The organism is Cetobacterium sp. (assembly GCF_977044495.1).
In genome coordinates this window covers 21,684-33,670 of record NZ_CDRRQU010000026.1, presented here as the reverse complement: position 1 = coordinate 33,670, position 11,987 = coordinate 21,684, and the positions used below count along the sequence as shown (strand labels likewise).

Genomic DNA, 11,987 nt, shown 5'->3' with positions numbered 1-11,987 from the left:
CGCACCTGCCTTGGGAGCAGGGGGCCGCAAGTTCGAATCTTGCTATTCCGACCATGCAGGTCAATGGCTCAATTGGTAGAGCATCGGTCTCCAAAACCGAGGGTTGGGGGTTCGAGTCCCTCTTGACCTGCCATTTAATTTGCCTAGATAGCTCAGTTGGCTAGAGCACTCGGTTCATACCCGAGCGGTTGAAGGTTCGAATCCTTTTCTAGGCACCATTTAAAATTTAAGCTCTGTAAAAAGAGTTTTTTTTTATTTATATCTTACAATGCAGAGATAGATTAGAGAGGAGACTAATTAAATATGGGAAAAGGGTTCGTTATAGATATAATGACATATGTTCTTACAATTATAGGAATCTTAAATCCATTTGGAAATGTGCCTTTATTTATGACACTGACGAAGGATCAAAACCCTGAGATAAGAAAAAAAATGTATAATGCAATAGTTCTCTCTGGATTTGGAATAGTGACAGGATTTATAATAGCTGGAGATTTTTTTATGAACTATCTATATAAGATAGAAATGGATCAGTTGCGGATAGCTGGCGGAATGATATTAGTTGTTGTTGCTTTTAGAAATCTTTTGGGACTTGGAGTATCTAAAGAAAGTTCAGGGAATGTGATGTCTGAAAAAGAGGCAATCCGTTATGCGATAACACCGTTAACTTTTCCTATGCTTGTAGGACCAGGAACAATTTCAACAGTTATGATTATTCATAAAGAGGCAGGGTTAGTTATATCCGTAGGAGCAGTTGCTGTGACATTTTTGATAATGAAATTTTTATTTTATATTTCAGATTGGTTAGATAAAGTTTTAGGAGAGATTGTTCTGTTTGTACTTTCAAGAGTTATGCAGATATTTATAATGTCGGCTGGTGTGAAATTGATAACGACCGGAATAAAAGGGATATTTTTAGAATAGTTTTAGGAGAGGGTGATACCTCTCCTATTTTAGTGATTAAATAGTAACAGCAAAGATAATTTTTGCACATTTTGATGAAAAATTTTCCCAACTATGCTTAACAAATTTTTCTATTTTTACACTATCACCTTTAAGAAGAATGTAGGATTCATTATCTAAATTAAGTTTTACTTGACCTTCAAGTATAAAGGCTACCTCTTGACCTTCGTGTCCTATCTCTTTTTCTTTAGAAAATGCATATGGTTCGAGATTTAATATCATAAATTCTACATCAGTTTGAGGTTCTGGACTTAAAATTTCATAGGAAATTCCCTCACCTTTTGAGGGTTTTATAATTGTTCTATCTTGAGCTCTAACTATATGCACTTTTTTCAAAGTTTCTTCAATAAAAAACTTGTAGAGAGGTATATTCAAAGCTTTGGAAAGGCTTTTTAAAGTGTTGATGGATGGATTGGTAACACCTTTTTCAATTTGGCTCAGAAGAGCAGAAGTGGACTTGATTTTTTCAGCTAGTTCTTTTAAGCTTAAATTTTGATTGGTTCTAAATTTTTTTATTTGTAATCCTAAGTTAATGTCATTCATTTTAAATATCTCCTAAATATAAGTTTTTATGTTTCAGTATAACGTATTTTTATAATAATTGCAAAACTACAAAATAAAAAATTGAAAATACTATACTTATGTGGTATAATTTAAAAAAATATATTGGAGGTAAAAGATGTCTGAAAATACAATGATTTGTTATTGCAAAGGGGTTACTTTAGGAAAGGTTTTAGCTGCAATAGATAATGGAGCTAAAACAGTGGTGGAAGTAATAGATATGACAGGAGCAGGATCAGGCTGCGGAAGATGTGTAGATAGAATAGAGGCAGTTATAGAAGAAAAAAAATAGTGAAAATAAGCTCTATCACCAAATGGTGACAGAGCTTATTTTTTTACCACATGGAAGGTGTAGCAGTATATTGACCAGTCTGTGAGTTTTTTTCAACATTGAGATAGACCACTTTGTTAGAGTTAGTGTTAATATAATTAGACAAAGCGGATACTATATATGGAAAACCATTTCTAGGATCACTATCATCACTTTTTAAACTTCCAACAACTTGCCAAAGAGCATTATTATCCTTAGCAAAAGCTGAAAGCTCTAACCTTTTAACAAAATATGTTGAAGCACTTATAGAGTTCATCCACATATCTCCATAAAATCCGTTATAAATACCATCATATGGACCGTTCCACCATGGATTTACTGGCGCGGGATACGATTCAATAGAAGTATAAGGACCTTTAATTTTATAGTTATAAACTATATTATACAGAGCACCTTTCTGATTAAAGGTCCTAGTATAACCTTTCGCTTGTAACATATTTTGTAAAATAGTTTCAAATGACTGTTGTTGAAGTTGAAGTCCAGGAGTATTAGTGGAAAGATAATAAGTACCAGCATAAGCCTGCATAGTTGAATATGAATCTACAGCAACAACTCGACTATTTAACATACTACAACCTTGAAGTAAGAGTAATACAAAAGAAAATAGAACAGAAAATTTTTTAACCATAGCTCAAAACCTCCTATAAGTCATAATTATAATTTTTATTCAAAAATTTTTTTTAATTCCTTCTAAAAGAAATTAAAAAACTATAGATAGCTTAATAAAGTTTTTCAAAAACAAGTTGTCGATTTGAATGATTCTCCAGATTGGAGAAAGAAACACCAAGAAGTTTTATATCGTTAATTAAGTTTAGTGAGTTTAGGATTTCATCGAGCATTTCTTTTAGAATTTCTCTATTATCGCTAGGAATAAATCGCGTTTTAGATCTAGTTATAGTTTCACGATTTTTAAAACGCACTTTTAAAGAAACGGTTTTAGTGAGAAGGTTTTTATTCTGAAGTCGATTGTACGACCACTGAAAAAGAGAATCGATTTCTCTAATAATTTCTTCCTCTGAATCGAGTGGAATTCTAAAAGTATTTTCATTACCAATGGAGTGAATAGCTCTATTAAATTCTACTTCACGATAATCAATTCCACGGCTGTACGTGTATAGTAATTCTCCACGTGAGGTCCCATATTTTGCAACAAGTTCTTTTAATGAAAATGGATAGATATCTTTGACAAAATGAATGTTATTTTTATTTAAAAGTTTTTCGAATTGTTTCCCAACGCCAGGAAGTTTACGAATATTTTTTTCCTTTATAAATTCAACAAATTCCTCTTCATTATTAAAGATATGCTGACCATTAGGCTTATTTATATCAGAAGCGATTTTAGCTGTTAATTTATTGGGACCAATGCCTACAGAACACGTAAGACCTGTAATTTCATAGATTCGTTTTCTAAAAAGTGTAGCGAAACTCTCAGTGGACTGAAACTTTGGAATAATATCGGTTATATCAATAAATCCTTCATCAAGAGCGATAAATTCAACTTTGTGAGTAATCTTTGAAACAAGGTCTTGAATAATTTTGGACTCATGATTATATTTATCTTTATTTACAGGGAGGACAATAAGTTTAGGACATAGTCGTTTGGCATCTAAGGTATTCATAGCGGAGCGAATACCAAACTTACGAGCGGGATAGCTAGCAGTTGTGACAACTCCGCCAGCAATAACAATGGGCTTATCTTTATACTTAGGATTATCTCTAATCTCAATAGATGCATAAAAGGCGTCCATATCGTAGTGGCAGATTATTTTTTTCATTTAGGGACCTCCTTATTTTGTTGAGTTCTTAGCATAATCAATGCTTTTCTGCAATTTATATATTTATCATAATTGTCATTATTTATCAATTTTATCATAATTATTTTTATTTAGGTAACAAGTAGGTAACAAAATTAGCATAATAAATCGATAGCTTTTCTTAGCTTCTCAGTGTCTTTATGAGTATAGACATTTTCTGTAATGGAAAAGTCTGAGTGACCAATTAATTTAGTTATAGCACTTTGATTTGCGTTAGCATTATTTAGTAAAGTTGCAAAAGTATGGCGAGTATCATGGATAGTGTGAGGTTCGATACTCAATAGTTTTAGTAGCTTCTGGAATCGTGGCTTAAAAGTAGAATAACTTAATTGGTAGGTAGTTTCTCCCTTTACAAAATAATCCTGATCTTTTATCATGTTTACAACAAATAAATTGAAAATTTTAGAAGAAATTGGTATAATTCTAATACCAGCATTTGTCTTACTTTCTTTTATAGTAAGACAAGAGTTATGTAGGTCAATATCTTCATTTTTTAAATTGAGAAATTCACCTATTCTCATTCCAGTATAGATGAGAATTAAAACTATATAGCAGTATTTAGAATCGAGATTTTCCCACAAAGTCTCGATTTCTTTTTTTGTAAAAACTCTTCTGTCAATAACTTTTTCTTTCTTTCCAATTTCAATAAAGCTAACTCTATTGGAATTAATAAATTCATTTTTTAAGGCAAAATCAAATATCATATTAAGAACACTTTTACAACCATTTTTAAAGCTCCAAGATGTTGTCATATTATCAAATAACTCTTGCAATTCAAACAATCTTATATCTGCTATGACTCTATCGTGCAGTGACTCGAAAGCTCTCATTCTATAAATGTGTGTACTTATAGTTGTTTTATGTGTGACTTTTTTGGTGTAGGTACCCCACCACAGATCCAAAATATTTTTAAAAGTTTTTTTACTATACAATAATGGATTTTTGCTATAATTATATAAAGCCTCTTGAGCTTCTCTTTTGGTAGCAAAAGTACCTATTGATTTTCTTATTTGTTTTCCTTCGCTTGTGTATCCAGTTGTAAATCTAACTACCCATGGCTTCCTTCTTTTTCCTTTTAGTTTGGAAATAGAGCCACTTCCATTTGAATTTTTCATATATATTTCCTCCTAATTTATTAAAATAAAAAAGAGGGATATTTCACAGTAATATGATACCCTCTTTAATTAAATTTATCAATCACAATTTGGATAGACTTCGTGAAATAATTTTTTACTTACTTTTCCAGATGTTATACACTTTTTATTAAATCCCTTGGTAATCGCTTTTTGATTAATTTCTCTAATTTTTCTATAAGCTGTAGGTATTGAGACATTTAACATCTCGCTAACTTCAGTTACAGTGTATACTAAACATTCTAACGCCATATTTTCCTCCTATTGACTCCCTACAAGTTAAATATATTTCTTTCATTTTTTACTCACAGTTCCTTTCTATCTTTCAAAGTTCTTATTGCTTTTGTGATTGTATTCTTATGGCAATTAAAACATTTAGATATCTCTTCTGGTGTTTTATTTTGTTTTTTCATCTCTTTTAAAAGTTCTATCTTTCTACTATCTGAAAAAATTCCACCAATTCTAGGTTTAAGAGCCCCTAAACATATGTCTTCAGAAACTTTTCTAACTACACTGGCAATGCCACAACCTATAATTTTAGCTATATCTTTGTAATCGTATCCATGGTAGTATAATTCTTCAAATCCTTCCCAATTGACTCTCTTTTTTCTAGATTGCTTATTTCTAATTTCAGAATCAACGACAACATTTTTTAATTTATTCTTATAATATTTGCTTTCTATTTCATTAAATGTTTTTCTAGACATCTTAATATGGGCACATACGCCACTGTCAAATAAGAAAATACCTTTATTTTCATGTTCCCAGTAACTCAAGCTTATGGCACTGTTAAGTTTATCCAACAAACTTACGATATTGTCTCTTCCCATTATTTTACCTCTACTTTACCTTTTTTATAAATTTATAATATAAAACCCCCGATTAATATCGAGGGCTGGATTCAATCTATATTTAATTCTTTTTTTAAAGCGTCTTGTAATACTTTTGAAAAGTTTATATTTTTATTTGTTGCGAGCATATCAAGCCAAGTTGGTATACTTAAAGTTTTTTTCTTATAAATTGTTTTTCTAAGTGATAGCTCATATGGAAGCCACATATCGATATAAACAAGCTCTTGATTTTTTTTTAAAAACTTCCTTATATCATTTCCAGATGTGGCTTTAGGGAACTCTTCTTTTCTGTCTAAATATTCAGCAAGTTCAAGAGTTAGAACTTCTTTAGCATTTTGAATAGCCTCCTCCATAGTTTCCCCATATGTAACATTATCATATAAAAAATCTGGGAATGTAACTAAAATATTATTATCTTCATATGTCAATACAATAGGGTAAATAACATTATTTTTCATAAAATCACTCCATACAATTTATTGAGGACAAGCGGGGACTATTTAAGTCCCGCTTGCTTTAAGATACTATTAATAGTTCCAATCGGCAAATCTTTTTTAGGATCTGGAATAGTAACCTTCCCTAATTTTGTAGGGTGCACAAATTGTTTGTGACTTCCTACTGTAGATTTGTGTATCCAGCCATCTTCCTTTAGTATCTTAATAAGGTCTTTTGAGCTCAATTCCTTCACCTCAATTAATAATACCACGTATTAAATACGTAGTCAAGAATAATTTATTTTTTCTATTCATTCCAAAATTTTTACTTTAGGAATCCTCGATATTATTCAGTTTTCAAAGTCCAATTTATTCTATGAAATTTATATTTTATCTTTTTATCCATATTTTTCGACTAATTTTAAATTATTTTTATTATCAAAATCCAAATTTCTATCAGCTAAAGATTTTTTTAATTCTTTGATATATTTTTCAAATAGATCAATCTCTTTTTCAACTTGAGATATTTGCTTTGAATCCATATTAGTTATATTTTTTTTAAGTTTTTCAAAGTTTTTATAATTGATACACTTCTTAGTTTCTTTTTGAATTAGTGGATTAACTTTATAATCAAGATTATCCTCTAAGTCAATTACTTCATCTTTTGAAGCGGTTCTATCCTCTATAAAACATCTAATGTCATCAACTTTTATAATCTCTAATTCTACGGCATCATAGACTATATTTAAATCCAACTCTTTTCCAGTTAGAAGCTTAACTGCTTGAATCGAAAGGCTTGTTACATATTGAGCCTTATCTGGAAAGTTCATGTATAAATCATATCTTTTTAGAAGCTCAGATACTTTATCTTTGCTAAGTCCAATATTTTCATACCAAGCCATGAAACTACCTTCAGCTTTTAACTTTAGTGAGTTTTCATATAAAGCCTTACAAATCTTATACATAGATTCAGACATATTTCGGAAGTTCCGAAATATAATAGCTTCATTCTCGATAATCTCTTTTTTAAGATTTTCTTCAATCTCATATTTTTCAAACTCAAATGAACTTTGATAATCCTCTTGTACTCGTGCCTTTAAACTAGCTAACGCGTTCATAGTATCGCCTCAATTACAGTGACAAAGCTCTCTTGTATTGCCCTGATATTTTTAGAATTAGACTCCCATACTGTTTTCCCCTCATCAATCAACCTTCCAATTGTAGCACTTTGATTGATTGGAGTAGTTAGAAGTATTTCAAAGGGTTCCAATACTTCTTTTAAGCCAGCATAGTATTCTCTTTCTTTAGCCGTTTTAGTCCATTTGTTTATGATAACTGATTTAACTTTCCTAACTTCAACACCTTCTAAAAGTGAAGTTATGGAATTTATGGTTACCTTGTCAGCGAATCCAGGAACAATTACTTTGTCTGCTAAATCAACAAAATATTTATCTATTCCAACAACGGGTGTGGAGTCGATTAAAATATACGCGTATTCTTGTTTAAATGCCTCAAATAGCTCTTTCAACTTATCTTTGGAGTGTAAGTTCAAGTGTGATGTTTTGAGAGGTATAAAAAATAGATTTTCTCTCAATCTTATTAAATCTCCAGTTCCTGTTTTTATCCATTTTTCAAGTCCAGAATTTGTAATTATTTTTTCTTTTCCAGAATATTCGAGAATATTATTCTGATTGTCAGATGTTACAATCAAGACTTTTTTTTCAGACACTTGTTGTAGCCCATGAGCAAGTTGAAGAGTTATCCAGCTCTTACCAACTCCCCCTTTATTATTTTTAACTAAGATTATTGACAATTTAATCTCCCCTTTTTTTAAATTATTTGGTAAATATCTTTCCAAAAAGTTATAATAAATAAAAACCTAATGGAGTGTGATTTTATGTTTGAATTAGTTAGTAAAGATTTTAAAATATTAAAATATATAAAGAAATATGGTCCAATTCCTATTGAAACTCTATTGATAAAATTTAGTGATGAAAATTATGTGACAAAGTCTAGAGTTTTAAATTTATTTGAAAATAATTTAATAGAGAAAACGTATGTTGAAATTGAAAACGAATATCATGCTTTAGGTTATATTAAAGAATATCAGGATATATATTTCATAACCGATAACGGAAGATTAATCTTTCAAAATAAATTGATTAGAAATAAAGAGTTCATAACAAAAGAATTGCCTCTTGAAATAATGCGCTCTATAATATTTCCTGCTATTTTATCAATTATAACAGCCCTTATAACCCTAAAATATTTTTAATCCATTCAAAGATAAGAGTTAATGTTTCTATGTTTTTCACTGTGTAATAAGCCACTATACAGCTTATAATTCCAGAAACGATAGCTCTTATGCTCTCTTTATCTATAAAATTCATAAAGCTTCCCTCCTTTTTTTCAATAATTTGCTTTAAAGAAAATTCATTTTAAATCATACCCTTGGTATCACAAAAATATACAGGTACATCTTTACCACCGTTATTGTTTTTAATAATCTCACCATTCACTTCAGCAACTTTAACTTCAAGTTTTGAATTTTTTCTTTTTAGATTTCTTAGAGTTCTCTCAATTTTAGAGATTTCAATTTTGTTTGTTTGAATCTGTTTTTTTAAAGATTCTCTTAATTTTTTTAATTCAATTTGATATATAGTCATGAGGTCTCCAGTCAAGCATTTTTAAGAATAAATAGATTTTTATAAAAGACTCCTGCTATGCTTGTGATTTCATATGGAGCACAGTCATATAAGCTTTTAAAAGCTTTACAAGTAGTATCAAAGGAGTTCTTTTTTATAGAAGGAATCACAATTGTATTTACAAAGTTTTTTGAGTTCCCAAAACTCTTTTGAATAGCTTTGGCAACAAATATATTTTTTATAACCTTAGCTCGTATTACTTCAAGTTGTTCTTCTTGGTTTTTATCAAGAAAATTTTCATCCGTCTTTATTGGAGTATTATTTATAGGATTAGGAGAATTAACAGACCACTTTTGAGTTCCCTCGGTGAAGTCCTGAGAAGCCTCATTGTTATTGACTTTTTCTTGCTTCACCGACTGCCCTTTTGAGTTCCCTCTAATGAAGGAACTTTCAAGTTCCCTCGGTGGCTCCAGAGAGAACTTTTGAGTATCCTCGGTAGAAAGTCCCATCTCTTCAAGTATTTCATCCATTTTTGTAGTATCATTTGCTATATTTCCAATTTCAAATAATTCATTGAATTTTTCTTCAAACATTATAAATGTCCATGATCCAGAAAACTGTCCTTTAGTTTTTGAATAACTTTTGTGTAGATGTCTTTTTATAAAACCTAGCTCTTCATATTTTGCAAATCTTCTTCCTATAACCTTAGTTGTAGATATTCCTAAAAGTGGCATATAGTCAATTAAAGCATCATAGTCAATCCAATAGTAAGTATTGTTATTAATAACTTTTTGAATAAGTTTTTTAGATGTAAGTTCTTTTAAGTATGTAAGAATAAAAGCATCTTTTAAATCTAAATCATATTCTAAAGCTTTAGATTGTTGAACAGCTCCTATTGTATATTTGATATTTTTATTTTCATTCATAATGTTCCTCCAGTTAATACTTAACATTTAATAATTCGCTTACATCTCTAAAAATAGAGTCCATATCTCCTTTAAAATAATATCTTTCACCTTGATGGAAGATACTCGCTTCTATAATATTTGATAAAACTTTTATTCTCATAAAAAAACCTCCCCAATTACAAAAAGTATTTGCATTTTTAGGAGGTATACTCTATAATATCTTTACGAGAGATTGGTGGGAGTATACCTGCCATTTTTTATTTATTTAGATTTTCTTTATTTTCTCTAATTAATTTCTCTTCAACCAGCGAGTTTTCAATTCTTAGTTTTTCTCTACATCTAGCAGCATAATTGATTAAATATGTTCTTACATCATCATCAATTTTCTCATAGTAAAGTTCATCAGCTTTGAGGACTTCAAAGCTTTTTTCAAATTTATGGTTAAAATTTTTAATCTCTTCTCTTAATGGGAAGAGTTTTTTTTTAATTTCTTCCAAACTTTCTAGAGACAAGATTTTTTTTAACTGTTTATCAAAATGAATATTCATATCAAACTTCCATTTCATAAGTCCAAACATTTTTTCTCTTCTTTCATCATCCAATTTATCATTGACACTTGCGTGTCTAAGAGCTTCTTCAAAAGTCATAATGTGACACTGAAGATTCATAGACCTTTCAAGTGCTAAGGAGTTGCTACTTTCTGTTCTCATTTTTCCCCCTGTTGTCTAGTTGCTTAAGTTCTGTTTTTAATTAATATTTTATTTAGTCTATAAATCTATAAGAAAGATTAAAATAAAATCAACGTACACTGTTGCCCTCATTTTCTAGTTATTTTGTTTAAAAATTTTGTTAGAAGCCACCATCTAAAAAATTATTGTTATGGCTACATCTGCGTATAAAAAATTGCCTGTAATTATAAAATAAAAATGCTAATCAATTCAGTGTTTATTAAATAAATGTGTTTAATTATCAGTTATCATGGTAAAGTCAACATTTAGTATATGAGCGATTAAAAATAATTTAGAAGTTGTAATACTTTTTCCTAAAGATAGACTTTTTAACAAAATAGAGATATCACTTCTAGAGACATTTAGTTCTCTTGCAAGTTTCGCTTGGCTTATATTTTGCTGTTTCATAATTTTAATAATATTTTTGTGAAGCTCTTGATTATTTTTCATAAACCCTCCTTTTGTAAATTGATTACTTAATTGTTTAAATAAAAGTAATCATTAAATTTACTAAATAAAACTTATATAAAAATTTTAAATTTAAAGTAAGTAAAAAAAACTTACATATATTTTAAAAAATTCTTATAATCTTCTTTTAATTCAGAACACCATTTTTTCAAAGTAGTTAAGGTAGGAGTCTCACCATTTTCCCAACGACGGAGATGTTTGTTTATAGTGCCACGAGAGACACCTAGTTTTCGACCTAATTCCGATTGCGAAATTTTATTATTTTTTAAAGAAATTCTAAGCGCTATTCCTAAATTCATATTTCCTCCTAGTGTAAGTATTTTTTTCTTACTGTATTTATACAGCAATTTTATACTAATGTCAATAAAAAAATCTTACACTTTTTTAAAAAGTACTTTATTTTTTCTTACAATATATATTTAAATATAGTAAAATCAATATAAGGAGGCTGATTATGACAGTAGGTGAAAGATTAAAAAATAGAAGAAAAGAAAAAAAAATGTCATTAAGACATTTAGCATATAAAGTTGGATTTTCACATACAAATATAGCCGATATAGAAAAAGGAATTGTAAAAAAGATAGATTCTATAAAAAAAATAATGAATGCTCTAGATTTTTCTGAAGAAGAGAAAAAAGAATTATTATTAAAATTAGATTATGAAAAATCACCAGATAGCATAAAGAAAAAATTAGAAGAGAAAATTAAAATTGGGGAGGTAAATGTAGTTCAAATCCGAGTGATAGAACTTCCTGTCTACGGTAAAGCAGCAGAAAATGGGTATATAAATATGGAGAACATACTCAGAATGGAGCACTTAACAGTTATTCCAGACGAAAATTTTTCACAGGGGACTTTTATAGTAGAGGTTTGTGATGATTCAATGTTTCCAACGTTATTAGATGGAGACTTTGTAATAGTAAATCCAGATTGTGATGATAAAAATATAAATAATCAAATTTGTGTCGTTACATATAATAGTCAAACCTTTATAAAAAGAATAGTTAGAAAAGAAAAATATGTAATTTTGATGAGTGATAATCCAGATAGAGTGAAATATGAGGATATAATAGTACCAACAGATGAATATTCAGATTTGGTGTATCATGGAGTAGTTGTTGAGTGTAGAAGAAAGTTTGGAAAAAAATAAA

General features: G+C 29.4%; 21 protein-coding genes and 2 tRNA genes. 6 read left to right on the top strand and 17 right to left on the bottom strand.

From position 1 onward, the window contains the following. Nucleotides 1-57: 57 nt before the first annotated feature. From ACWI69_RS07810 to ACWI69_RS07800, 3 genes are all read left to right on the top strand, one after another. Nucleotides 58-133 (top strand) — tRNA-Trp (locus ACWI69_RS07810). Between the two features lie 8 nt (nt 134-141). Continuing rightward, nucleotides 142-218, top strand: a tRNA-Met gene (locus ACWI69_RS07805). An 85-nt stretch (nt 219-303) separates the two neighbouring features. Beyond that, the gene (locus ACWI69_RS07800) at nt 304-924 is read left to right on the top strand and encodes a MarC family protein (protein ID WP_448821277.1); all 621 of its coding nucleotides are present in this window, start codon (nt 304-306) and stop codon (nt 922-924) included. Between the two features lie 36 nt (nt 925-960). Here the strand turns inward: ACWI69_RS07800 and ACWI69_RS07795 are convergent, their stop codons facing one another. Next, entirely contained in the window at nt 961-1,506 is a 546-nt protein-coding gene (locus tag ACWI69_RS07795; RefSeq protein WP_448821276.1) for a helix-turn-helix domain-containing protein, read from the bottom strand. Between the two features lie 136 nt (nt 1,507-1,642). Between ACWI69_RS07795 and ACWI69_RS07790 the strand changes: the two genes are divergently transcribed. Then, nucleotides 1,643-1,816, top strand: a complete 174-nt coding sequence (locus ACWI69_RS07790; protein ID WP_448821275.1) for a (2Fe-2S)-binding protein — start codon at nt 1,643-1,645, stop codon at nt 1,814-1,816. 43 nt (nt 1,817-1,859) lie between these two features. Here the strand turns inward: ACWI69_RS07790 and ACWI69_RS07785 are convergent, their stop codons facing one another. The 9 genes from ACWI69_RS07785 to ACWI69_RS07745 form a co-directional block, all read right to left on the bottom strand. Beyond that, nucleotides 1,860-2,483 (bottom strand): hypothetical protein, encoded by a 624-nt coding sequence (locus ACWI69_RS07785; RefSeq protein WP_448821274.1) that lies wholly within the window; start codon nt 2,481-2,483, stop codon nt 1,860-1,862. A gap of 91 nt (nt 2,484-2,574) precedes the next feature. Then, entirely contained in the window at nt 2,575-3,630 is a 1,056-nt protein-coding gene (gene dinB / locus ACWI69_RS07780) for a DNA polymerase IV (protein ID WP_448821273.1), read from the bottom strand. Between the two features lie 134 nt (nt 3,631-3,764). Next, entirely contained in the window at nt 3,765-4,784 is a 1,020-nt protein-coding gene (locus tag ACWI69_RS07775; protein WP_448821272.1) for a tyrosine-type recombinase/integrase, read from the bottom strand. 78 nt (nt 4,785-4,862) lie between these two features. Next, entirely contained in the window at nt 4,863-5,054 is a 192-nt protein-coding gene (locus tag ACWI69_RS07770) for a hypothetical protein (protein WP_448821271.1), read from the bottom strand. Nucleotides 5,055-5,107: 53 nt separating this feature from the next. Next, nucleotides 5,108-5,632 (bottom strand): hypothetical protein, encoded by a 525-nt coding sequence (locus ACWI69_RS07765; RefSeq protein WP_448821270.1) that lies wholly within the window; start codon nt 5,630-5,632, stop codon nt 5,108-5,110. Nucleotides 5,633-5,703: 71 nt separating this feature from the next. Then, on the bottom strand, nt 5,704-6,111 hold the full coding sequence (locus ACWI69_RS07760; RefSeq protein ID WP_448821269.1) for a type II toxin-antitoxin system HicB family antitoxin: 408 nt from the start codon (nt 6,109-6,111) through the stop codon (nt 5,704-5,706). Nucleotides 6,112-6,149: 38 nt separating this feature from the next. Then, on the bottom strand, nt 6,150-6,341 hold the full coding sequence (locus ACWI69_RS07755; protein WP_448821278.1) for a type II toxin-antitoxin system HicA family toxin: 192 nt from the start codon (nt 6,339-6,341) through the stop codon (nt 6,150-6,152). Between the two features lie 144 nt (nt 6,342-6,485). Continuing rightward, nucleotides 6,486-7,205, bottom strand: a complete 720-nt coding sequence (locus ACWI69_RS07750; protein WP_448821268.1) for a hypothetical protein — start codon at nt 7,203-7,205, stop codon at nt 6,486-6,488. Continuing rightward, on the bottom strand, nt 7,202-7,900 hold the full coding sequence (locus tag ACWI69_RS07745) for a ParA family protein (RefSeq protein WP_448821267.1): 699 nt from the start codon (nt 7,898-7,900) through the stop codon (nt 7,202-7,204). The genes ACWI69_RS07750 and ACWI69_RS07745 overlap by 4 nt, the downstream gene beginning before the upstream one ends. Nucleotides 7,901-7,984: 84 nt before the next feature. Here ACWI69_RS07745 and ACWI69_RS07740 point away from each other — a divergent pair, with 84 nt between their 5' ends. Beyond that, entirely contained in the window at nt 7,985-8,362 is a 378-nt protein-coding gene (locus ACWI69_RS07740) for a hypothetical protein (protein WP_448821266.1), read from the top strand. Here the strand turns inward: ACWI69_RS07740 and ACWI69_RS07735 are convergent. The 7 genes from ACWI69_RS07735 to ACWI69_RS07705 form a co-directional block, all read right to left on the bottom strand. Beyond that, nucleotides 8,340-8,477, bottom strand: a complete 138-nt coding sequence (locus ACWI69_RS07735) for a hypothetical protein (RefSeq protein ID WP_448821265.1) — start codon at nt 8,475-8,477, stop codon at nt 8,340-8,342. The two genes, ACWI69_RS07740 and ACWI69_RS07735, sit on opposite strands and share 23 nt — an antisense overlap. A 48-nt stretch (nt 8,478-8,525) precedes the next feature. After that, nucleotides 8,526-8,753, bottom strand: a complete 228-nt coding sequence (locus ACWI69_RS07730; RefSeq protein WP_448821264.1) for a hypothetical protein — start codon at nt 8,751-8,753, stop codon at nt 8,526-8,528. An 11-nt stretch (nt 8,754-8,764) separates the two neighbouring features. Next, nucleotides 8,765-9,658, bottom strand: a complete 894-nt coding sequence (locus ACWI69_RS07725) for a hypothetical protein (protein ID WP_448821263.1) — start codon at nt 9,656-9,658, stop codon at nt 8,765-8,767. Nucleotides 9,659-9,671: 13 nt separating this feature from the next. Next, nucleotides 9,672-9,800, bottom strand: coding sequence for a hypothetical protein (locus ACWI69_RS07720; protein ID WP_448821262.1), 129 nt, complete (start codon nt 9,798-9,800; stop codon nt 9,672-9,674). A 97-nt stretch (nt 9,801-9,897) separates the two neighbouring features. Next, nucleotides 9,898-10,350, bottom strand: coding sequence for a hypothetical protein (locus ACWI69_RS07715; RefSeq protein ID WP_448821261.1), 453 nt, complete (start codon nt 10,348-10,350; stop codon nt 9,898-9,900). Nucleotides 10,351-10,602: 252 nt separating this feature from the next. Continuing rightward, complete coding sequence (locus ACWI69_RS07710) at nt 10,603-10,818, bottom strand: helix-turn-helix domain-containing protein (protein ID WP_448821260.1); 216 nt, start codon at nt 10,816-10,818, stop codon at nt 10,603-10,605. A gap of 110 nt (nt 10,819-10,928) precedes the next feature. Beyond that, a complete protein-coding gene (locus ACWI69_RS07705) occupies nt 10,929-11,135 on the bottom strand; it encodes a helix-turn-helix domain-containing protein (protein WP_448821259.1) in 207 nt (68 codons plus the stop codon). Nucleotides 11,136-11,290: 155 nt separating this feature from the next. On the opposite strand from ACWI69_RS07705, the gene ACWI69_RS07700 reads away from it, so the two are divergent. Further along, on the top strand, nt 11,291-11,986 hold the full coding sequence (locus tag ACWI69_RS07700; protein WP_448821258.1) for an XRE family transcriptional regulator: 696 nt from the start codon (nt 11,291-11,293) through the stop codon (nt 11,984-11,986). Nucleotide 11,987 lies beyond the last annotated feature (1 nt).